Below are 22,152 nucleotides of genomic sequence, written 5' to 3'. Positions count from 1 at the left end.
AGGGTACGGGCACACGACGCGTAGGATCCACCACGAATCCGTGTAGACTCGCGACCATGCGGCGCGTGCCCGTCGTGCTCTCGCTCTTGCTCTGGGCCTGTGTTCAGCCCCCACCGCCCAAGCCGCCCGCCGTTGTGTCCGTGGCGGAGAGCAAGCCCACGCCCCCAGAGCCACCGCCGCCATGCTGGAGCACCGAGCCCCGGATGCGCACGTTTTCCGGCGATGGCGACGTTGTCGCCGTAGCCCGCGAGAGCGACGTCGTCGTGCTCGAGTCGAAGTCTTGGAAGGAACGAAGCGTCACTCCCGTTGCCGGCCCCGTCGAGCAACTGCAGCTCTCGCTGAACGGCGAGTATCTGCTCGCCACGTCGTCGAACACCGCTCGCTTGGTCGACACGCGAGCCGGCAAGGTCCTGCTCGAGCGCTCGGTAAGGGAGCCGGTCCCGACCTATGCCCACGCGACCTTCGCCCCCAACGGCCGCTGGCTCGCGTTGGCTACGGTGCACAGTGATCCCGACGCCGACGCGAACGAGGACCAAGTGGAGCTCATCGAGCTGCCGTCCCTTCGAACGCTGGCGCGCGTGAAGCAGCCCGAGAGCTTCACGCCGCTCCCCCGCCCCAAGTTCAAGCCCCGCGTCTTGCCGCCGTCCAAACCCGTGGGGCCCGGCAATCCCATCGGCGCCGTACCCAACGAAGCGCCGCGCTGGGACACCGACACCCTCGAGACCAACACGCGATCGGTTCAAGACATGAGCGCGGCGCCCAGCTCCGAGCGTCTGCTCGTGGAGTGGAGCGCTGGCGCGGTGACCGTGGTCGACACAGCTTCCGGGAGCGTGCGCGCCGAGAGCATTGCCATGAGCTCCACGGCAACCCTGAATCGCTACGGATTCTCCCCGAGCGGTCGCTTCATCGCCATCCCGCGCCCGTCCGGCGCCGTTGCGCTCTTCGACCTGGAGCGAGGTTCGGGGAAGCTGTTCTACGATCCGCTGTGCCCGGGCTCGGTGGGCAACGCGAGTTTCGATCACGCCGAGCAGCGCGTGGTGCTCGGCGGCTGGACCTTCAGCGCGTGCGTCGTGGATCTCGAGCACGCCAAGTTGATCACGCTGCTTCCCCCCAACGTCCCTCCGAGTGGCCCCTTCGAAGACGAGGGCATGCGCACCCCTGGCCCCTGGAGCAAGGACGACACTCAGCTGGTGGTGGCAGATCTCGCAGGACAGCCGGTGCTCTGGAACCTCGCAACCGGCATCGGAACACCCGTCGGTGTCGACATGCACAGCGCGCGACAAACGCTGGTGCGTCCGAAGGACGGAAGCCTCGCCTTTCTGGGAGAGCTCAGCCGTCCGCTGGCCGAGCTCCTGGGTCAGCACCCCGACTACTTCCCGGTCCAGGATTCCGACGGCATGGCGATGGCATCGAGCCCCGACGGTGAGTGGGTGCTCGACGGCCTCGAGCCGCCGTTGGTACTGCGCGCCACGCGCCGCGGTGCCGGCTCCCGCGAGCTCGCCGACGCGGCGGCGGGAGGCTACGAGTTCGATCCGAGCTCGCGCTTCGTGTTCACCACGGATGGCGCGTTTCAGGTGTGGCGCGTTCGAGATGGCGCGCGCGCGTTTGGCACGCCGCCGCTGTGCCGCCGATAATCACGTGATCCACAGGGAACCAGCGGAGAACTTCCAGCCGTCGGCTTCCTTCTCCGCGTTCCACTCGCCGCCGGTCCAACCAAAGCTCACGCTGACCTTGGCGTGAGTCGCGTCCTGCATCTTCACGCCCAGCTTGAAGGTCACGCGGAAGCCGAAGCGCTTCTGGTACGCCTCGAGCTCCTCCGCCGTCAGCGACAGCACGCGAAAGTCCACCCCCGAGAGCCCGAGGCGCGGACCGTTCGTCTGCTCGATCAAGAGCTCCCCCTTCACGCGCTGAGAAACGAGCTGTCGATACGCCGCCTGGCGCACCTCCTGTTCCGGCGTGCTCGGGGCGTCCGCGCCCAGGGGCGCCGGGTCGTCCTTGTCCGACAGGCCGTCCCCGTCCGTATCCACCGAGCTCGGATCCGTCACCAGTCGCGCTTCCTCGATGTCGGTGAGACCGTCTCCATCCGTGTCCTTGCGGAGCTCCGCCAGGGGGCAGCGCAGGAGCAGGTCCTTCTCTTGGCGTTTGGCGCGCAGCCCCACGGGCGGAAACGTGACGCTGGCGTCGTCGAGCTCCCGCGCGTCCACTGCGAGCTGGAGATCGTCGCCGTCGAGCAGCGGTAGCTTGTCGTTGTGGACGATGACGTAGGGCCGCATCTCCGAAAACCCCAGCGACAGATCTTCGACCTTGCCGCCGGCGTCCCGGAGCTGCAGGCGATAACCCGCGTCCCCGAGCTCCGAGCTCGGGTCCAGCGCGTAGGACCGGTACACCACCACCGTGCGCTGGCCCTGGGTGTCCACCGTCACCGTTCGCCGCGGCAACGAGAGCGCGAGGCCGCGCCCCAGGTTCGACGCCAGCGGCACGGGCGGACCGTGGTACTTCGCCGGCAGCTTGCTCTCGCGACAGGGCGACCCGACTCCCTGGGCGATGCGCTCGAGCACCGTGCCCGCCGGCGCCGGGGGCTTCGGCTCCGGCGGCGCCTCGCGCGCGGTGGTGGCCGAAGGCGGCGGCGCCACCGTGGCTACCGGAGGCGCCGCAGGCTTCGGTGGCGCCCCGCCACAACCGCCGCACACCACGAGAACCCCGCAAATTCCGGCCTTTACCACGCTCATGCCAAAGTTCGTCACCCCCGTTGGACGGATGTTCCCTGCCTGGGATCCCTTCTTTTTTTGGCTCTCCTGACATCTTCATGGCCGAGGAATCGTTGGCCTTGGCGCGCCGGTCCCCGCGTTTCGGCCATCGGGAAAGAGGCGAAGCGAGGCGCCACGAATGTGTGAGGAGTCCTTTTTTTTGGTCCGCCGCGGAACCTCCTGACACCGCGCTGACATGGGGCGCGTGTAGTCTCGGGGCATGGCTCAAGGCAACGGCGCGCACCACGGCATCGACTACATCGAGCTCACCGTGACGGACATGTCCCGAGCGAAGGCGTTCTACACGCGGGCCTTCGGTTGGAGCATCACGGACTACGGCCCCGCCTACGCGGGCTTCGTGGATCACGCCCGCGGCGAGCGCGAAGCCGGCGGGCTACGGCTGGACGACGGCGTCACGCCGGGCGGGCCACTGGTGCTCTTGTACTCCGAGGATCTGGAGGCGAGCGAGAAGGCGGTCCGCGCGGCGGGCGGCACCATCGACAAGCCCATCTTCGACTTCCCGGGTGGTCGCCGCTTCGAGCTCAGCGATCCGTTCGGCAATCGTCTCGGCGTGTGGGGAGCGTGAGCCTCAGCTCACAGTGACAAAACGGCGCCGATGCGCTGGCTGCTTTGGGCGCCACCGACGACGAGCAGCTGCGATCCCGTCCAGGTGTGGGTGGCGCCCGGGTTGGCGGCCGGCATCGCGTTCTTCAGGCACAGCGGCATCCACGTGGAGCTGGAAAGATCGTACACGCCGCCCTTGCCGGCGGCGTCGCTCCAGAACACGAGCTGCTCGCCGGCTCGCGCCACCGAACCCCACCAGCTCACGTCCGGGATGGGAGTCATCGCCGTCCACGTATCGGACTTCGGATCGTACAACCCGCCGGAGCTCAATGGAGCACCGCCCGCGGTGCCGCCGCCCACCAGCAGGCGATCGCCGACCCACGCGACCAGCGGCTGATCCCGCGGTTCCGGCGCGTCCGTGGTGGACATCACGCTCCAGTGCTTCGTCTGTATGTCGTAGCGCACGCCCGCGTTGCTCGGCGCCGTGGTCGAGCCCCAGCTGATGAGCTCGTTGCCTCCCCACACGGTCCAGCCGTCGGGACCGAAGTCTTGCTGCCAGCCGCCGAGAGGGCCCTTCTTGAAGTACTCGAGAGCGTCCTCGCAGCTCCAGCTCGCGCCCGAAAGCGAGTAGCTGCACCAATAGGCGAGTGACGTCGGCGCCACCACCGCGGTGAACAGCGTGTCGCCGGAGAGCTTCGTGAGCTCGTAGCTCACGCCGCTCGCCGTGGCCATCTCCGCGGGCAGAGGGATTGGCGCGCTGGTGCCCGCCGCCACGTCGAGCACGAAGCCGTCCGTGAGGGTCGCCCCGGCGGCGGTGCCTCCCAGCACGACCAAGCTCGATCCCGACGCTCCGGTGAAGGCGTCAGTACGCCCAGCGCCGGTGGCCGGGAGCGCTTGCCACGCCTTGCTCGCCGTATCGTAGCGGGCACCGTCGGCGAGCTCCGCACCCGAAGGGATCGGAGCGCCGCCCCACACGAACAGCTCGCTGCCGCCGAATGCCGCCGACGCCCCGATTCGTGGTGAGAGCACGTCCGTGCTGAGCCCAGCCCACTTGCCCGCGCAGCCCTTCTCGCCGGTGTCCGCCGGCGAGTCGTCCCCGCAGGCGGTGAGCAACAGAAGACTTGTGAGCATCCCGACCGCAGAGCGCCTTAGATTCTTCATGACAGCCCCAAAGCCATGGTCCCTCGCAGAGTCGCCGTCAAATCCCGGTCGAAGAGCGCTCGTTCCTCCAAGTGCCCGCTGGGAGTAGAGTGCCCGTCATGCGTCGCCCGTCGCTGCTGGTATTCATGATGACCGCGTGCGCTCCTGCCACACCTCCCGCTTCACAGGCTCCCTCGGCCGCCCCGGCGCCCCTCGCGTCGGCACCGGCGTCCCCAGAGCCCAGCGTCAGCGCGGCGCCACCGGCAGAGCTCCCGCCCAGCGAGCCCCCGCCCAGCGAGCCGGTGAAATTCGATCTGGTCGTGGTCTTCTCGAGCTTCGGGACTGGAACCGACCATGAAGCGGGCATGCGCATTCGCGCCGTCGCCGAGCGGACCTCCAAGCGCACGGGCCTTGCCATCGAACCAAAAGTCGAGAGCTGGGGTCGGGAGGGAGAACGCGACGACTGCTACGACCTCGGCAAGCTATCCGAGGCAGACAAGGAGCGATTCATTCGCGAGGTGATCCAGGCCGCAGGTGACAGCGAGCGAGTAACGATGTTCCGCGACGAGCCCTGCCGACGTTGAGACGCGCGAGTCAGGGCGTGATCACGACCAGATGTGGCGTGGTAAACGACCCGAGCTTGGCTCCGTTGACCGTGCAATCCGAGACGATGACCCCCAGGGCAACCTTGCCGTGCACACGTGCCAACGGAGAGAACCACCCGGTGTCAACCTGATTACAGTTGGTGAGGCCGCTCAGCCAGCGCGGCGCTCCGGTCTTCTCGAAGGCCTCGATGAAGATGCCTTGCTTGCCTGGTTGAATCGCGAGGGTTGCCCCGCCAAAGCCGATGTCCTTGTGCAAGTAGCCGTAGACAACGGCAACGTCGCCGTCTGCCACGATGAGTCGAGGGTATGCGGAGGGCAGGATGGTGCTCGAGAACGTCACCTCGTGCTGCTGCCAGGCGATGTTGCCGCTGGCGTCGAACTTCGTCAGCACGTGCTCGTACTGGCTGTTCGAGTACGGTCCCCCGCCCCAATCCACGTTGGCCCTCGACGTCACGTAGAGCGCTTTGGAGGTCGGAGACAGCGCCCAGCGGATGCTGTCGTCACTGCAGGACTTGACGAGCTTCACCCAGTTGACGTCGCCGGCGGGGTCGACCAGCGCCAACCCGCAGTCGTCGGTGGTACCCACTGGGATCAGCTCGGTTCCATTCATGGTGACCGGCCCTGGGTTGACGAGACCGCTCGAGCGATGGACGCGGAGCACGCTCGCTCCGAGGTCGTCGACGGCCACGATCGCCGCCGAGCCGTTCTGGATCTGGTGCGCCCACTGCACCGCGCCGCTGGCGGAGGCGCGGACCAGGTAGCCGTTCTTGTCCTGAGCACTCATGCTGACGGAGTCCCAAACGAACGGCTGGTAAACGTTGCCGTTCCAGAGCGCCGCCAAGAAGCCGCCCTGTTTCACGGGTTTCGGCTCGATGGTTCTCAGTGGCTTGCTGAACACGGGGGGCACGCCGAGATCCTGAGTCGCGTACAGCGAGACCTCCAGCGTCGTCGGGTCGAAGGTGAGCACTCCGGCGCCCTGGGTGCCCAACACGCGGTTGCCGTCCCACTTGCCCGTGAGGGAAGCGTTACCATTGGACGCGAAGGCCACGCGAGCGTGCTCCGTCGCAGACTCCGTTGCGTTGAGCACCGCGCAATGGTTGACGCTGACCTCCGCCTCGGCGAACTGTTGCGGGATCTCCCGGACGGATTCGATCATCGAGTCGAAGTAACTGGTCGAGATCGGGCGAATGAACGCGAAGGGCGCGCCGGGCGTGAGGGTGGTGGGCACATCCGGCGTGCAGTAGCTGTTCGCACCACCGCTGCCCGCTGCGCCTGCGCTACCGCCGCTGCCCGCGCTACCGCCGCTGCCCGCGCTGCCGCCACTGCCCGCGCTGCCCGCGCTGCCGCCGCTGCCCGCCGTGCCTGCGGTGCCCCCGCTGCCCACGCTGCCGCTCGAGCCCCCGCTGCTCGTGCCGCCCAGGCCCCCGACGCCTGCGTCTCCCGCCGTGCCGCCGCCCGTGCCGCCCCCTGAGGAGCACGCAGCCACGCACAGCAGTCCGAGCCCCAGCCACGATCGATGCATGCCCAGCGTGCTACGCGCGCGTGTCCGCGATCTCCCCATCGTCCACTTCGATATGTGTACCCATTTCTTGGCCACATCGGGCCACGGCGAATACCGACGGAGGCGTGAACCTCGATCGCTCCCTGCTCGTCGCCCTTCCGTTCCTCACCTTCGGCTGCGGCCAAGATCCGGCGCCGGCGCCCGCGCCGACACCGGCCCCGCAGAAGGCGGCGGCCCACGCGACGGAGCGGGGCGTTTCCGCGGACACACCGACAAAGGCAGCCGAAGCCAAGGTCGACAAGAAGCGAGAGCGCGGTCCCCTGAACGTGATCCTGCTCACGGTGGATGCCCTGCGGCCCTTCGACGGCTACTCCCGGGACATCGCGCCGAATCTGTCCAAGCTCGAGAAGGACAGCGTCGTGTTCGACAATCATCGAGCGACGACGAGCTTCACCGCGCAGAGCGTGCCGGCGATGCTGACCGGGCGCTACGCCTCCACGCTGTACCGCAGCGGCTACTTCTTCGCGGGCTACACCGACGCCAACGAGTTTTTGCCGGAGGCACTGCAAGCGAAGGGCATCCGCACGATTGGGCTGCAGTCCCACATGTATTTCAACCGCGGCAAGGGCCTCGATCAGGGCTTCGACGTGTGGGACATGGTCAAGGGCATCACCTACGACGAGAAGACCGACAAGTTCGTCACCAGCGAGAAGACCACCAGCACCCTGATCGAGCTGCTCTCGGATGCCAAGAACGTGGGCGGGCAGTTCTTCGCCTGGACGCACTACACGGATCCGCACCACGACTACATCAAGCACGCCGAAGCGCCGGACTACGGCAATTCACCGCGGGACGTGTACGACAACGAAGTGCATTTCACCGACATGTGGATCGGGAAGTTCTTGACCTGGGCGGAGAAGCAACCGTGGTGGGACAAGACCGCGGTCATCGTGAGCTCGGACCACGGCGAGGCCTTCGGCGAGCACGGCCTCATGCAGCACGCTCACGAGCTGTACGAGGAAGTGGTGCGCGTGCCGCTCATCGTGCACGTGCCCGGTGCGAAGCCGCGGCGCGTGAAGGCGCCCCACACGCACCTGGATCTGGCGCCGACCATCGCGGAGCTCATGGGTCAGCCGGCCTTGCCGAGCTTCGAAGGCGAGAGCCTGGTGCCGGAGATCGACGGCGCCCAGGGCAAGGACAAGCTCATCGCCCTCGAGCTCGCCGCCGACAACATCCAGGAGCAGCGCCGGGCCATCATCGATGGCGACTACAAGCTGATTCGCTTCGGTAGCGGCAAGGGCTACCGCCACAAGCTGTTCAACTTGAAGGACGACCCCGCGGAAAAGCAGGATCTCTCCAAGCAGGATCCGGACAAGCTGGAAGAGATGATCGGCAAGCTGGACGCGACCTTCGCGAAGATCCCGTCCGTCACGCCCTTCGGCGGCATGAAGCTCAAGGGCGGCGGCACCGCCAACGGCCCGATGAAGCCGTCCGTGGCTCAGCTCTGAAGATCGAGGCGAACGTCGCTCAGTCCGCGATGGCGTGCAGGTAGCGCTTGCCGTTCACCCGATCCACGTACACCAGCGCGTCGATCACGCCCTCCACCCCGCCCAAGGTGATGCGCAGGTAATCCCGCGACACCGGCGCGCCGGTCCACCACTCCACGGCTTCCAGCCGCTCCACGAAGCGCACGCGCTCGATCGTGAACAGGCGATGCTCGATGCGCAGCGTGGCGCCGCGACGCAGCCCCACGGACAGCTGCAGCGGCTCCGGCAACAGACGGGTGGGCGCCTCGCCCTCCGAGCCGGCCGGCCGCACGCGGCTCAGCGGCAGCTGCGCTGCCCGTTTCTTTTTCGTTTTCTTGTTGGTCCGCCGCGGAAGCGGCGCGCCCGGCGCCGGCGAGAGCTGACTCCGCGCTTCCGGGCGATGAGAGTCCGCCAGGGTGAGCACCCCCACGCGCTCCTTGCCGATGTCCGACGAGAGCTCCGCGAGCAACACCGGCAGTGATTCTACGCCGGGGGTGCCGGTGAGCCCGCCGCTGACCCGTGACAGATCCAGCTGACGACCGAGCGCGCGGATCACCGCGGGGGCCGAGAGCCGAAGCCCGATGCTGGGGGCCGACAGCTCCGTGCGCTCGAGGCGCGCGGCGACCACGCGCACCAGCTCCGCCTCCCGCCACAGCGGCGAAGCCAGCTCGAAGCGCAGGGTGGTTTCCGGCGCCGCGCCGCGCAGCCGCGCGATGGAGCGATCGTGCTCCACCACGAGCTCGAGTCTTTGTGCTGCTTCCCCACGCCCCGCGAGGCGTGCGGAGAGCCGCGCCGCGAGACCGCGCAGCACGAACAACAGCGGCTCCGAACCACTGACGCCCTCCTCCCAGCTGCTGTCTTCTTCCGGCACCGTAGGTAAGCGGTAAGCGACGAGGGGCGTGGCATCTCGACCCTCGGCGAGATCCAAGATCTCCGAAGCACGATCCCCGAGACGCGCAGCGCTGGCCGCCCGCGGTAGCTGCGCGAGATCCGCGACGGAGATGATGCCGAGCCGAGAAAACCAACTGGCGATCTCCATGCTGACGGGCAAAGCGGCCACCGGCAGCTCTCCCATGGCCCGGGCGCCGTCTTTCGAAGGCACCACCTGGACCGGCGAAGGACCAAAGCGCGCGAAGGCCTGGGCGAGACGCGGGCCGCTGGCGATGGCAACGCGCCCCGCGTGCCCGAGCTCCCGCACGGTTCGCGCGAGCTCCTCGGCGAGGGCGGCTTCTCCGCCCACCAAGTGTGCCGCCCCGCTGATGTCGACCCACACGGTGCTCGGCGCTTCGATCCCGACGCTGGCGCCGTAGGCCAAGGCGGCCTCCGCGATGCGCCCCAGGGTGGCCTGGACCCGCGCGGGCTTCAGCGGGTGCGCGACCAGGTGCGCCACCAGCACGCAGGCTTCCGCGATGGTCTGCCCGGCGCGCACACCGAAGCGCGCCGCCGGAGCGTTGACGGCCTCGAGCACCGCCGTTGCTTCCAACGGATCTTCACTCAGCACCACGCCGAGGGGACGGCGCTCCCGCTCCTTGCCCGACAGCCGGCGCAAAAGCCCGAGCTCCGCCTCCGCCAGCTCGCACAAGAGCTCCGGTAGCTCGATGGCAGCGATGCGGCGCTCAGCCGCTGAGGCGGAGGGCATGACTCCCCTTGGATGGCCGTTCCGACGTCCGCGACAGCGGTGCCGGCGTCGTCTTTTCCCAGGCGACGGTGCGGAGCGGACCCACGCGACCTCGACGATCCTTCGTGACGCGCACGCCCAAAAGCTCCGGAGCCGGGCGTGACAGCTCGATGCGTTGGGCCACGGGCAGCGGCAAGGGGCGGCGCGCCGCTGCTTCCGTGATCAGGAGCACGCTGGCCGCCGAGCCCTCCACAGCGATGGATAGCCGGCGCACGACGCGCTGCCAGCTCCCGAGCCCGACGTCCAGGCTCGCCCCCGGCACTCCCGCGGTGTCGATCACGACGACGGCAAAGGCCTTCGACTCCACGATGCGCAGGGCGACCCGCGACAGCGCCGAAAGCGGCGGCCGGACCACGAGCAAGCGTTCCAGCGTGACCCCCGCCCGCGCGACCCCGGGCCCGTGTAGGCTGGCGGAAGGATCCACGAACGCACACCAGGGCGTTTGGCCTCCTTGCTCCTGCGCCCTTTGCTGTGCGCCGTGACAGGCCGAAAGTCCGATCCGGGTGGCGAGGGCAGCGCCGCCGCGCACCGACAGCTCCACGACCCCTCCTCGAAGCAAGCCGCCCCCAGGCAGCGCCGAATCCAACTCCCCCAGCCCCAAAGGCAGGACCTCGGGAGCAGAAGACGCAGGGATCCCGACTTTTCGCCGTAAATCTGGGGGAAGCCGCTCGAGGACCTGGGCCGGCAGTGCCATGACTACTGAACATAATAGCAGCCGCCCGGGAAGCAAGCCAGGAGCGCCACGCCCTGTCATGCAATGTCAGATCAGGGGTACTGCTCGCTCTTCCCCAAGCTGGCTTCTGGCCACGGATCCCGCGCTTGCCGCACGCGGGCGAAGGTCACCCGGATCTTCGAGCCGGCGTAGGCGCTGAAGCGGATCTGCAGGGCGTCCCCGTAGGCCGCGCCCCACCCGTGGTTGGCCTTCTCCACGTGGTCGTAGCGAAAGACGACCTTCTTCTGGAAGCGATCCACCCCGTAGACGTGACCGACCCCTTGATTGACCGGCACGTTGCTGCCCGTCCACACGACGCCCAAGCCGTTGTCGATCTCCGTCTGGATGTTCGAGGGCGCGCGGCTGATCCACAAGATCCAAGGCTGCACGTTGGTGAAGTCGTTCTGCCGCTGGAAGCCACCGCAGAACCACAGCCCCGCGTTCGGCAATGGCGTGAGCACCGTCATGCCGAAGTCGACCGCGTTGCCCGGCGCGAACGTGTTGACCTGAGAGCGGATGCTGGCGTCGCCATCGAGCACCACCGCCCCACCGGAGTAGCTGACGTTTCCGGTCTTCGCCCAGGTCGATGGATCCTCGCTGGCGAAGGTAGAGTAGAAATCGAAAACGTCGGCACCCGACGCCGCCGGACCCGCGCTCGGCGCCGCGGCGTACAGCCAATAACTCGAGTCCGTCTTGCCCGCGCCGATGTCAGCCTGGGAGCGGAACCAGATCCACTGATGCCCACCCGTGTCGTCGACCATGCGGTGGAGCTCCGTCGTGTTGGTTCCGTCCCAGCGCACCATGCGCCATGCGTCGTAGGGCGGAGCAGCACCATCGATCGACGCCGCGTCGACCTGGAGCGCGACCTGAAAGCCTTGCGGGAGGTTCGCGCCCGTTGCGTTCTTCACCGGCACGTTCCAACGGCTCTTCCACGTCGCGTTCCACCACGGCGGGTCGAAGGTGGGCCCGCCACCACTGCCCGCGACACCGGCCGCCCCCGCTGCTCCGCCGGCACCTGCGGCGCCGCCGGTCGCGCCCACGCCGCCGGTCGCGCCCACGCCGCCCGTCGCGCCCACGCCGCCCGTCGCTCCCACGCCGCCCGTCGCTCCCACGCCTCCGCCGACGCCGCCCGTCGCGCCCACGCCACCGGTCGCGCCCACGCCGCCCCCGCCGCCGACGTTCACGTTGTTGGACGTGCCGCTGCCATCCAGGGCGCAGGCCACGGCCAAGAAGCCCCCCGTGACCAGACCCAGAGCTCGTCTCATGCGTCGTCCATCATGACACGGTGCTGAGCGCGTAGCGGATTTCGCGCTGAAATATCGACTGCCTTTTGACGCCCATCAAGGTCAGACCTGCGCTCTGCCCCCTAGCCTGCGCCCGATGAAAGCTCTTCTGGTCTGGCCCAAGTTCGACAGTTTTTCGTTCTGGAATTTCGAGAAGGTCTGCGAGCTGTCCGGGGTGAAGTACATGACGCCTCCCCTCGGCCTGCTGACGGTAGCGGCGCTGCTCCCGAAGCACTGGGACGTTCGTCTGGTCGACGAGAACGTACGCGGCGTTCGGGATTCCGACTTGCTATGGGCGGACGTGGTGATGGTGGGCAGCAAGATCGTCCATCGCGGCCGCGCCCTGGAGGTGATCCGCCGGGCTCGAGAGCTCGACCGCCCCGTGGTGGTCGGTGGTCCCGACCCCACCCTCTCCCCCAGCTTCTACCAGGAGGCAGGCGCCAACTACATGGTGCTGGACGAAGGCGAGGTCACCATTCCGATGTGGCTTTCGGACTTCGAGCGCGGCGTGGAGAGCGGCGTGTACCGCGCCGATCGCCTGCCCGATCTCAAGAAAGAGACGCCGGTTCCGCGCTTCGATCTCATCGACCACCGAGACTACCTGTACATCGGCGTGCAGTACTCCCGCGGCTGCCCCTACCACTGCGAGTTCTGCAACGTCATCGATCTCTTCCACCACGAATACCGCACCAAGACGCTGGACCAGGTCCTCGCGGAGTTCGACCTGCTCTACCGCCTCGGCTACCGCGGGCAGCTCGACTTCTTCGACGACAACCTCGCGGGCCACATGAAGAACGTCAAACCGTTCTTGCGCGGCATCGCGGATTGGCTGAAAAAGCACGACTATCCGTTCCAGCTGTCCACCTCGATCACCCTGAACATCGCCAAGGATCCGGAGCTCCTCGCCCTCCTACGCGAAGCGCGCTTCAAGTACTTCTTGGTGGGCATCGAGACTCCCAGTGAGGACGCCCTCAAGAGCGCCAAGAAGCAGCAGAACACCGGCTTCTCCATCGCCGAGGCGGCGGACCAGATCTACCGCAAGGCGGGCGCCACGATTCACTCGGGCTTCCTGCTGGGCATGGACGGCGAGCCCGCGGACATCGCCGATCGCATCATCGCCTGCATCGACGAGGCCGTCGTGCCCTGGGTCATGGCCGGCGTCGTGTATCCGCTGCCGGGCACCGGACTCTCCCAGCGCCTGGACCGGGAAAAGCGGCTGTTCCCCAAGGCGCGTCACAGTATTGCCGAAGGCGCCCGCGACCAGATCTCCGCCGGCATCCAGTTCAAGACCGAACGCCCGGCGCCGGACGTGCTTCGCGATCTGATCCGCGTGATGCACCACGCCTTCGATCCCGAAAACTACTTCGCACGCTGCGCCGAGGTCGCCTGCCGCATCGATACCATCCCCGTGCTGATCCCCGGCTGGCACATCTTCTATCGCAACGCGCGGACCTTCGCGCGACTGTGCGCGTTGATGGCGAAGAGCGAGACCACGCGCAAGCCCTTCTTCAAGGCGCTGGCCAAGGTGCTGGCCAAGAACCGCGTCGGCGTCGAAGCCCTGGCCACCCTGGCGGTGCTCTACGTGCACTTCGAGTCCATGCTCCCCTACGTGTACGGCAAGCTCGACGAGCAGCTGGCCACCATCGAAGAGCAAGGCGAAGCAGCGTGGCTAGCCGAGAACCTCCGCGAGCCCGAAGGGCCCACGCCGCCCGTCGTGAAGCGCCGTACGCTCCACATGGCACCGAGCCCGTAGTCAGGCGAGGAGCCGCATCCCGAGTCCGAGGCCGGCCCTCGCCGCATGCTCCACGAGCGCTCGAAAGCGCTCGTAGCTCTCTTCGACGCCGTCGAAATCCACGTGGGGAAGCTCGTCCAGATCCATCGCGTCCGACAGCTCGGACCAGGGCACGAGGGATTCGGCGAGGCTGTGCACCTCGTCCGCGTCGACTACCGTCTCCCCCTCCGCGAAGATCTGCGGAGCGTCCAGCGCCTCCAGTATCCGCACGAGGTCCCCGAGCGCCTGCTCCACGTCGAGCTCCCCGCGCTCGTCCAGGAACGGAAGGCGGTCCGCGGTTCGCCGTCCCTCGTCGTCCACCAGCCATAGACACGCGGTCGCTGCCATCCACCCTACCTACTCAGCTCTCTCGTTCTGGGCAACGCGAGTGCGACCCCGATGTCCCGCACGGCTGGCACACACCGCTGACACAGCCCGTATTTCTGGGATTTTGTCGGTCCGCCGCGGGCACGACCCTTGCGCCGAGCGCCCTGGCCGCGGGCGGTTTCGGGACGGCGGCGCCACTACGAGCCGACAGACCCGAAAGCAACGTTCGTGCTGTTCCACTCGGGCGTGCTGCTCCACTCGGGCTGGCTCGAGGGAGCGCTCAGAAGATGGTGGCGGGCTTGGCCAGGGCAACGAGCCCCAAGCTCGAGTCGAGCACGATGTCCTTCCCGAACAAGGTGAGGTCGTCCGGGCTCTCCGAGGCGTAGCCCACGGCCGGGTCGTAGGTCAGGGAAAACCAGTTGTCGTCGGCCTTGGCGCCGGGGAGGTTGTTGTCGTCCCAGGCCCACGCCAACCAACCGATGTTCCGCTTCTCGGCCTCCGCCACGATCGTAAGGGGCTCGATGTCCGTGGGCGAAGGCCCGATGTTCTTCCCGGGGCCGAGCTCGCCGATCATCACCACGAGGTTTAGGTTCTCGAGGGCGTCGAGGCCCGTCTTCAGATCCGTCTGCCAGCTCTGGCCGCCCCCATTCGCCCAGCCACCGTAGATGTGCTGGTCGAAGATCACGTTCTTCTCGGGATCCGCGTCGAACACCTGTTGCGCGTACTGCACCAGGTCGCCGTTGTCCTGGCCGCAGCCGCCGGACGTGATCGAGATCGTGCACTTGTAGCCCGCGGCGCGCAGCTTGCCGATCGCCGAGACGTAGGCGTCGCGCCAGCCGGCGCCATCGGAAGCGGACGGTCCCCACTCGTTGGCGATGTTCAGGATCATGTACTTCTCGTACGCGTTCCAGATCGACGCCTGCGAGACCCAGGTGTCCACCATCGAGCTCAAAGTAGCGGAGTCCGTCTTGCAGGTGCCTTCCCAGGCGCCGGGCATGGGCACGATGTGATTGTCGATGATCCCCTGCATCACGGCCTGGTTCTCCGCCGTCTTGGAGAAGTCGTACACCACCCAACGCTCGACGTTTGCGTGGCTCTTGACGATGCCCGGCGAGGGCAGGTCGTAGTGCACCTTGTTGACGCCGCGGGGTCGGAACTCGACGCCGTTGGCGTCGTACAGCTTGCCGTCGAGGACGAAGAAGCCCGTGCCCGTGTTGTACGACGGCCGCTGTGCCGCCCCGCCGCCGCTACCTGCGGTACCGCCGCTGCCCGCCGTGCCGCCACTGCCCGCCGTCCCGCCGCTGCCGCCCGACGCACCCCCGCTCCCGCCGCCATCCTGCGCCCCGCCGCTTCCGGCGCCGCCGCCGGTTCCCGCGTCGCTCTTGGGCGACGCGCCGTCCGAGGACTCGCCGCAGCCGACGAGCAGGGCCAAGGGCACGATGGAAGCGACGACCTTTGCGAGGCGGAGCATGACTCACGCTACGGCCAAGGGTCGCCGGCTGACAACCATGGCGGGCGGGAGCGCGAGGTTCCGCGCCGTGAAAACCCCCTACCCCCTACCCTGGACACGAGAGAGCGGAGCAGCCTACGCTCGCGAGCCATGAAGCGGGAGCTCGTGCTCGGACTTTCGGTGCTGGCCCTTTCGGCATGCGGGCCGGTGGCGGAGCCGCGCCAAGCTCCGAGCGTGAGCGGAACGAGCAGCGCGCCGATGACGCCGCCGACGGACAAGCCCAGCGGCGGCTTGTGGTCGGCCTGCTACGACACGTTCTCGCCGTCGGGCAGCGTGCGTGGCGACATCGCGCGGCTGACGCGGAGCTGCGGCCCCACCGGCGGCATGCGTGCGGTGACGCCGGTGACGGTGGCGCAGCAATCGGATCGCGACCCCGTGGATCGTTACACCTTCTACGTGCCCCGTGCCGGCGCCTGCTATCGCGTGTACGCCGTGGGCGATCGCGGCATCGCGGATCTGGATCTCTTGATCCGCGGGCCATCGGGCGAAGACTTCGTCGCGGATCTCACCCACGACGCCTTCCCGGTGCTGCCGCCGCAGAGCCCGCTGTGCTTCGACGGCGCCGGGCTCTACATGCTGGAAGTGAGCGTGTTTCGCGGCTCCGGCAGCTATGCCCTGCAGGTGTGGGGCAACGCCGACGGCGTGGGCAAGTGACGGCTCGCGGCGGCGAGCTGTGCTATCCCCGAGCTTGCCGCTCCGGCGACCGAGCCCCATGACCTCTCCCAGCATGACCGACGACGCGACCGCCCAGAAGCTCCAACGGCTGCGCGCCCTGCTGCGCGAGATGGACTCGGTGCTGGTCTGCTACTCCGGCGGCATCGACAGCGCCTTCGTGTTGGCGGTGGCCACGGAGGAGCTCGGGGAGCGCGCGGTGGGCATGACCGCCGTGAGCCCCAGCCTTTCTCCCAGCGAAAAGGACGACGCTCAGCGCATCGCCGAGGGCCTCGGCGCCGTCCACCGCCTGGTGAGCACCAACGAGATCGAGCGTGAGGGCTACGTGGCCAACGCTCCGGACCGCTGCTTCCACTGCAAGACGGAGCTCTACGACGTGGCGGCCGCGAAGCAGCAAGAGTGGGGCCTCGCGGTGGTCGTCAACGGCACCAACACCGACGACCTCGGCGACTATCGCCCGGGGCTAGAAGCCGCCAAGAACGCGAGCGTGCGAAGCCCGTTGGTGGAAGCCGGCATGAGCAAGGCGGACGTGCGCGCCGCGGCGCGCTCCATCGGCATGGACGTGTGGGACAAGCCCGCCGCCGCGTGTCTCTCGAGCCGCATCCCGTACGGCACCAGCGTCACGCGGGAACGGCTGACGCAGATCGCGGGCTTCGAAGCCGAGCTCAAGGCCCTGGGCTTCCGCCAGCTGCGGGTCCGCTGGCACGACAAGATCGCCCGCATCGAGATCGATCTCGCGGAGCTCGAACGCATGTTTGCCCCAGGCGTGCGCGAAGCGTTGGTGGCTGCCGGCAAGAAGCACGGCTTCGCCTACGTCACGGTGGATCTCGCGGGCTACCGCACCGGCTCCCACAACGAAGTGCTGGTGGGTCGCTCCCTGCGCCTCGTGTAGAGCCCCCTCATCTGCATGTTGCAGGGTTTGTTGGTGCGGCGCGTGCTCGTCGCGCACGTTTGTGGCATGACTCGGCCGCGTTTCGCCGCCGGTGTCCGGCGCGTGCTCGCTCTTCAGAAAGGCTGTCATGCGGCGCTTCTTCCATCTGCTCGTCTTCACTCTCGCCATCGTGCTCGGCGCGCCTGCGCTGTGGGCGGACACGCCGGGAGCGGAGCTGTCCCAGAAGGCCGTGGAAGGCGTGGGGGTCGACGAGAAGCTCGGCGACAAGCTGCCGCTCGATCTGGCCTTCACGGACGAGAGCGGCAAGCCGGTGAAGCTCCGCGACTACTTCCAAGACGACGTGCCGGTGCTGATCACGCTGAACTACTCCGACTGCCCCATGCTCTGCAGCCTGGAGCTCGATGGCCTGGTCAAAGGGCTGTCCAAGCTCGAGTGGAGCGCCGGCAAGCAGTTCCGCATGATCACGGTGTCGCTGAACCCGAAGGAAACGCCCGCCGTCGCGAGCAAGACCAAGAAACGCTACACCACCGAGTACGGACGCCCGTCGGCGCAGGAGGGCTGGCACTTCCTCACCGGCTCGGACGAGAACATCCACGCCCTCGCCCGCGCCATCGGCTTTCGCTACAAGTTCGACGCCAAGAAGAACCAGTACTACCACGCCGCGGCGATCACGATTGCCACGCCGGACGGGCGCATCGGCCGCTACCTGTACGGCATCAAGTTCGTCCCGGAGACGCTGCGCCTGGGCCTGGTGGAATCGTCCGAGGGCAAGATCGGAACTACCATCGATCATCTGATCTTGTTCTGCTGCGCGTACGATCCGAAAGAAGGCAGCTACGCGCTGGTCGCCAACCGGGTGATGACGCTGGGCGGCATCCTCACCCTCATCGTGCTGGGCGGCGCCCTCGGCTTCTTCTGGCTGCGTGAGATGCGCAAGCGCCGCCACGTCGAGGCGTAGCTCGCTGCGGAGCGCGCTAGCGGCGCCGACGTAGAAAGCCGCCGAAGAGCAGGCCGAACAAGAGCAGCGTGGCTCCCGCCGCGCTGTGGCTGCTCTGAGCTCGGCAGCCGCAGCCGCTGTCGTCCGTCGCCGGCGACGCGCTGGCGCCCCCGACGCCGGCGTCGTCCGCGCCCGCGTCACCGGCGCCGCCGTCCGCGTCGATGATGCCGCACGCTCCCGGCGCGCAGCAGTTTCCGTCCACGCAGCTCTGTCCGCTCGGGCACTGGGCGCCGTCGCAGGCGTCCTTGCAGCTTCCAGCGGAACAGTACGTCCCCGCGGGGCAGCCCCCGGCACACGACGGATCGGCGCACTGGCCGCTGCTCTGGTCGCACGAAAGGGGCGCCGCGCAGCTCAGGCCGTCGCACGTCGTGCAGCTCGGAAAGCACTTGCCCTGAGCGCACACCTCTCCGGCGGCGCAGCTCACGTCCTGGCACAAGTCCAGGCACTTGTCGCCCACGCAGCTCTGGCCGTGCGGGCACACCACGCCGGCACACGGCGTGGTGCACTCGCCGTCGCGACAGATTTCCCCTTCGGGGCACGTCTTGTCGGCGCAGGCCGCCGCCACGCACAGACCCGTCTTGGCATTGCACTCCGTGTGCGCCGGGCACGGGAACTCTTGGGACCCGCACTTGCCGACACACCGACCCTGGTCGCAGATCTTCGCCGGATCATCACAGCTGGCGCCGTCGTCCACGGCTCCATTGCAGTCGTCGTCGAGGCCGTTGCACACCTCCGCCCCGGCGGGAAACACCGGATCGCAAATCGTCGCTCCGCTCTGGCACACGCGGATGCCCGCTCCGCACACGCCCGGCTTCCCCGTGTCGCAAGTCACTCCGGCGCCCGCGCAGCGAATGCCGCTGACGCTGGTGACCAGATCCGTGAAGTCGTTGTTGGGGCTCTTGTTGCTGTCTTCCCAGGCAAAGTAGAAGGTGTCGTCGAAGATGTGGCTCTGATACGTGAGCAGGTGAACCCAGGAGTCCTTGCCGCTGTAGTCCGGGTTGAACTTGCGCTCGGAGTAGTAGACGAACCCCTTACCCGCCGTGGCCCCTGCCAGCGTGGCGCAGCAGCCGAGGTCGTCGCAGCTCCCGGTTCCGCCACTCTGACCGTCGCTCTTCTCGGGGGTGACCAGGAAGAAGCCGATGTCACCGCCGGTGTACGCCGCCTCTTGGCTCAGATCGAGCACGGCGCTGTCTCCCGGCTTGGCGCTGCAATCGAGCATCACGTGGAGCTCCGACGCCGCGGGCTTCGCGCCGGTGGCGTTGTACCAGCCGAAGGCGTTCTGAAACAGCGCGGTGCCGCGCGTGATCACCGTGAACGTCTGTGGACAAGTCGGATGAAAGACCTCCGGCACGACGAACGCTTCGTTCCAAGGATCGAGCCCGCTGGAGTTCTTGGGAATGCACGGATCGTCGTTCACCTCGTGCCACAGCGTGGTCTCGCACGTGCCGTTCTGGCCCGGATCACAGCTCGAAGATCCGCCAGGACAGGGGGCGCCCTGGTTGCAGATGCCCGGTTCCTTGCACACGCAGGAGAACATCGCGGACAGTCCCGTCGTCTTGCCGCCGTCGCAGCCGGGAAGTGCCGGGATGGGCACTCCGCCGGGCTGCGTGACCGCGCTGGCCGTGCCCGCGCCGGACAAACCCAAAAGGAAGACTGCCACCCCTAGCCCGAAAGCCCGCATTGGATCGCCTTTTCTTGATCGGAACGCCGTAGCTGGGCGCTACTGCCATCGTGCAGGGCTGTCAATGACGGCGCGGCTCAGCGCCGAGCCTCAGCCCGGCGACGGACGGGCTCTGCTTCTTCGTCCTCTTCGGGCTCCTGCCAGTCGTCCACGCGCAGGCGGGGCCCCGGAACGCGGAGCTGGGGCTGACTCACGCGCACGTGCGCCGCTGCGGCGCTCCGAGAGCGATCTCGGAGCGCCCGCCGCGCCCGCTTCAACGCGGCGCGACTGCGCTTGGCGGCCTCCCGGCTCCTGCGCGCAGCGCGGCGCGCGGGCGCCCCCAGCACGATGGAGAACAGCGTCAGGAGCAGGGGCAGCAACACCTGGAACGCCGCCCACAGCACCACCCCGAAGACGAACAGCGCGATGAGCAGCGCGCTCACCAGCAACGGGTTGTCGAGCAGACGATCGACGAAGCGCAGGCGCTCCGGCCGGGGGCGACGAGCCACACGGCGAGGTCCGGGGCGATGCGCGCAGGGCGGCGATCCGGATCGGGCTCCAACATCTGTGACAGCACCTGCACCAAGCGCGGATCCGCCCCGGAACCGAGGGCGGCGGCAACGTCGATGCCGAGGCCCTGGTGCGGCAGGTCCTCCGGCTCGCGCCCCGTGAGCAGCGACAGCGCCGTGGCGCCGACGGCATACACGTCGCTCTGCGGGAGCGCACGGCCTTGAAACTGCTCCGGCGCCATGTAGCCGAAGGTGCCGACCACGGTGCTGCCGCCCTCGGGCTTCAGGTGGTCGCGGACGGACCCGAAGTCCACCAGTGCGAAGGAGCCATCCGGCCTCGAGATGACGTTGCCGGGCTTGATGTCTCGATGGATCACCGGCGGCGAGCGCGAATGCAGGTAGTCGAGCGCGTCCGACGCTTGATGCAAGAACGCGAGCACGCGCGTCTCGTCGAGCCGAGCGCCGCGCTTGTGCAGCGCTGCAAGGCTGTCGCCCTCCAGGCGTTCCATCACCAGGTAGAGCGCGCCGTGTTCTTCGAAGTGGTCCACGTAGATGGGCAGCGCGGGGTGCGACAGCTGCGACAGCACCCGCGCCTCTCGCTCCGCCAGCTCCACGTCCTTCCAGCTCTTCGCCCCCCGCACCATGAAGCGCTTCACCGCGACCAAGCGCCCGTCCCGCTTGTCGAGGGCTTCGAAGGTCTCGCCCTGACTGCCTTCTCCGAGCTTCCGCAGAAGCGCGTAGCGCCCGTCCTGAAGCAGCTCCGGCGTATCCGACACGACCCCCAGCATAAGCACGCTCTCAGAAAATCCAATCGGCGCTCAGGTTGAAGCGGTCGTCCGGCGCGGTGCTCACCCGCGCGTCGCGCACGAAAACCACGCGGTAGCGGGCCAGTAGCTCCACGCCGAGCAGCCGAAACCCCGCCTCCGGGGTGAGCCCGTGGAGCGTCGCGATGTCTCCCAGCCGCACGCCCTCGTACGCCAGCCCCCAGCGCCACGGGCCCAGGGTGTGGCGATAGTACAAGCTCGCGTGGTCTACCCGCGTGAAGCGGTCGTCGCGACGATCCAGCTCGAAGTGCGTCTCGAGCTTGGGGCCGATCTCGACGACGTGATCGCCGTCGCCGAAGTGCGTCTCCGCGCCCAGCTGCAGCACCCAGCCGCTGTCGCGATTGTCACCACGGACCCATTCGTAGCCGCCCAACAGCCAGATCTCGAGCCACTCCACGTCGGGCGACAGGCGTTGGTAGCCAGCGGACAGCGTCCATGCGGAAGCATCTCCCGCCAATGTCTGGAAATCGGTGCGCTTCAATCGCAGGAAGTCGAGCTGGTAGTGGTGACGGAGCCGGTTCATCCCCGCGCTGAAGCCGCGCGCAGCGACTGCCACGGATACCGCCTGGCGCTGCTCCGTGACGTCCCCGTCGAGGTCCCAGCGCGTTCTGCTCTGCACGCCGATGGGCAAGGCCCAAAACGTGTCCTTGTCGATGCGCCCGCCCGTGGGTGCGACCTCGACCTCCGCATCTCCCAGCCGGTAGGGCACGAGCTGCAGCTCGGCGAAGTCCGAAAGCTCGAGCTCGGAACGCTGAGCCAGCATCGTGTCGAGGGACAGGTGCATGCCCGGCTCGAACGGCTGGCCCCATACCTTGAACAGCGTGGTCTGCCACACCAGATCCGTGATGCTGTCGTCGGTCTCCTCCACGCGCAGGATGTCCGCCCAGGCCTTGGTGCGGGCCACGTCGAAGCGGCCGTCAAAGGTGCCGAGGTCCACACCCAGCCGCCCGCCGTAGGCGACGGCGCGCTGCACGGCGTCGGTGCTGGGGTTTGCCACCTGGGCGCCGATCAGAAACGCAGCCAGGTGCTCGCCGTCGCAGTAGCCGAGGCAGTGTTCGAACCCCTCGGCGCGGCTGCGCGTGCGGTCGTAGAAGTCGTCCAGCGTCGGGCGTGGCTCCGCCGCGACGGAGCTCGCCGAGAGCATCAGTCCGAGCCACACCCGCCGCATCCCGACGACACTACCGCAACGCGTCGACGGCGCCGGTCCCGAAGGACCGGCGCCGTCTCCGCCGCT

Annotated in this window: 20 protein-coding genes; 8 read left to right on the top strand and 12 right to left on the bottom strand. The window is 68.0% G+C overall.

All coding sequences use genetic code 11. The features are described from left to right. Positions 1-56: 56 nt before the first annotated feature. On the top strand, positions 57-1,634 hold the full coding sequence (locus H6717_27370) for a WD40 repeat domain-containing protein (protein MCB9580780.1): 1,578 nt from the start codon (positions 57-59) through the stop codon (positions 1,632-1,634). Here the strand turns inward: H6717_27370 and H6717_27365 are convergent, their stop codons facing one another. Next, positions 1,635-2,729 (bottom strand): hypothetical protein, encoded by a 1,095-nt coding sequence (locus tag H6717_27365; protein ID MCB9580779.1) that lies wholly within the window; start codon positions 2,727-2,729, stop codon positions 1,635-1,637. A 238-nt stretch (positions 2,730-2,967) separates the two neighbouring features. Here H6717_27365 and H6717_27360 point away from each other — a divergent pair, with 238 nt between their 5' ends. Next, positions 2,968-3,333, top strand: a complete 366-nt coding sequence (locus H6717_27360) for a VOC family protein (GenBank protein ID MCB9580778.1) — start codon at positions 2,968-2,970, stop codon at positions 3,331-3,333. A gap of 8 nt (positions 3,334-3,341) precedes the next feature. Here the strand turns inward: H6717_27360 and H6717_27355 are convergent, their stop codons facing one another. Further along, positions 3,342-4,442, bottom strand: coding sequence for a hypothetical protein (locus H6717_27355; GenBank protein MCB9580777.1), 1,101 nt, complete (start codon positions 4,440-4,442; stop codon positions 3,342-3,344). A gap of 128 nt (positions 4,443-4,570) precedes the next feature. Between H6717_27355 and H6717_27350 the strand changes: the two genes are divergently transcribed. Beyond that, positions 4,571-5,035, top strand: coding sequence for a hypothetical protein (locus H6717_27350; protein MCB9580776.1), 465 nt, complete (start codon positions 4,571-4,573; stop codon positions 5,033-5,035). Between the two features lie 10 nt (positions 5,036-5,045). On the opposite strand, the gene H6717_27345 is transcribed toward H6717_27350, so the two are convergent. Next, positions 5,046-6,578, bottom strand: a complete 1,533-nt coding sequence (locus H6717_27345) for a hypothetical protein (protein MCB9580775.1) — start codon at positions 6,576-6,578, stop codon at positions 5,046-5,048. A 104-nt stretch (positions 6,579-6,682) separates the two neighbouring features. Between H6717_27345 and H6717_27340 the strand changes: the two genes are divergently transcribed. Then, positions 6,683-8,065, top strand: coding sequence for a sulfatase (locus H6717_27340; protein ID MCB9580774.1), 1,383 nt, complete (start codon positions 6,683-6,685; stop codon positions 8,063-8,065). 19 nt (positions 8,066-8,084) lie between these two features. Here H6717_27340 and H6717_27335 read toward each other — a convergent pair whose 3' ends face one another. The 3 genes from H6717_27335 to H6717_27325 form a co-directional block, all read right to left on the bottom strand. Continuing rightward, positions 8,085-9,722: a DNA polymerase Y family protein gene (locus H6717_27335; protein ID MCB9580773.1), complete on the bottom strand. Its 1,638-nt coding sequence runs from the start codon at positions 9,720-9,722 to the stop codon at positions 8,085-8,087. Next, positions 9,700-10,455, bottom strand: a complete 756-nt coding sequence (locus H6717_27330) for a recombinase A (protein MCB9580772.1) — start codon at positions 10,453-10,455, stop codon at positions 9,700-9,702. The genes H6717_27335 and H6717_27330 overlap by 23 nt, the downstream gene beginning before the upstream one ends. Before the next feature lie 71 nt (positions 10,456-10,526). Further along, positions 10,527-11,738, bottom strand: coding sequence for a hypothetical protein (locus tag H6717_27325; GenBank protein MCB9580771.1), 1,212 nt, complete (start codon positions 11,736-11,738; stop codon positions 10,527-10,529). 115 nt (positions 11,739-11,853) lie between these two features. Here H6717_27325 and H6717_27320 point away from each other — a divergent pair, with 115 nt between their 5' ends. Continuing rightward, on the top strand, positions 11,854-13,509 hold the full coding sequence (locus H6717_27320) for a DUF4070 domain-containing protein (protein ID MCB9580770.1): 1,656 nt from the start codon (positions 11,854-11,856) through the stop codon (positions 13,507-13,509). Here the strand turns inward: H6717_27320 and H6717_27315 are convergent, their stop codons facing one another. Then, the gene (locus tag H6717_27315) at positions 13,510-13,875 is read right to left on the bottom strand and encodes a hypothetical protein (protein MCB9580769.1); all 366 of its coding nucleotides are present in this window, start codon (positions 13,873-13,875) and stop codon (positions 13,510-13,512) included. It lies immediately after the preceding gene. A 259-nt stretch (positions 13,876-14,134) separates the two neighbouring features. Next, on the bottom strand, positions 14,135-15,325 hold the full coding sequence (locus H6717_27310) for a cellulase family glycosylhydrolase (GenBank protein ID MCB9580768.1): 1,191 nt from the start codon (positions 15,323-15,325) through the stop codon (positions 14,135-14,137). A gap of 129 nt (positions 15,326-15,454) precedes the next feature. Here H6717_27310 and H6717_27305 point away from each other — a divergent pair, with 129 nt between their 5' ends. The 3 genes from H6717_27305 (at position 15,455) to H6717_27295 (ending at position 17,886) form a co-directional block, all read left to right on the top strand. Continuing rightward, positions 15,455-16,018 (top strand): hypothetical protein, encoded by a 564-nt coding sequence (locus H6717_27305; GenBank protein ID MCB9580767.1) that lies wholly within the window; start codon positions 15,455-15,457, stop codon positions 16,016-16,018. A 58-nt stretch (positions 16,019-16,076) separates the two neighbouring features. Further along, positions 16,077-16,928, top strand: a complete 852-nt coding sequence (gene larE / locus H6717_27300) for an ATP-dependent sacrificial sulfur transferase LarE (protein MCB9580766.1) — start codon at positions 16,077-16,079, stop codon at positions 16,926-16,928. 127 nt (positions 16,929-17,055) lie between these two features. Beyond that, complete coding sequence (locus H6717_27295; protein MCB9580765.1) at positions 17,056-17,886, top strand: SCO family protein; 831 nt, start codon at positions 17,056-17,058, stop codon at positions 17,884-17,886. A gap of 16 nt (positions 17,887-17,902) precedes the next feature. On the opposite strand, the gene H6717_27290 is transcribed toward H6717_27295, so the two are convergent. From H6717_27290 to H6717_27275, 4 genes are all read right to left on the bottom strand, one after another. Beyond that, a complete protein-coding gene (locus H6717_27290; GenBank protein ID MCB9580764.1) occupies positions 17,903-19,585 on the bottom strand; it encodes a DUF4114 domain-containing protein in 1,683 nt (560 codons plus the stop codon). A gap of 98 nt (positions 19,586-19,683) precedes the next feature. After that, entirely contained in the window at positions 19,684-20,094 is a 411-nt protein-coding gene (locus H6717_27285; GenBank protein MCB9580763.1) for a hypothetical protein, read from the bottom strand. Next, positions 20,025-20,882: a serine/threonine protein kinase gene (locus H6717_27280; GenBank protein MCB9580762.1), complete on the bottom strand. Its 858-nt coding sequence runs from the start codon at positions 20,880-20,882 to the stop codon at positions 20,025-20,027. Before H6717_27280 ends, H6717_27285 begins: the two co-directional genes overlap by 70 nt. 10 nt (positions 20,883-20,892) lie before the next feature. Beyond that, on the bottom strand, positions 20,893-22,086 hold the full coding sequence (locus tag H6717_27275; protein ID MCB9580761.1) for a hypothetical protein: 1,194 nt from the start codon (positions 22,084-22,086) through the stop codon (positions 20,893-20,895). Between the last annotated feature and the right edge of the window lie 66 nt (positions 22,087-22,152).

The sequence above is a fragment of the Polyangiaceae bacterium genome (assembly GCA_020633235.1).
In the GTDB taxonomy this organism is placed as follows: Bacteria; Myxococcota_A; Polyangia; order Polyangiales; family Polyangiaceae; genus JACKEA01.
The sequence above is the reverse complement of the archived record's forward strand: the minus strand, read 5'-3'. Positions and strand labels throughout refer to the sequence as shown.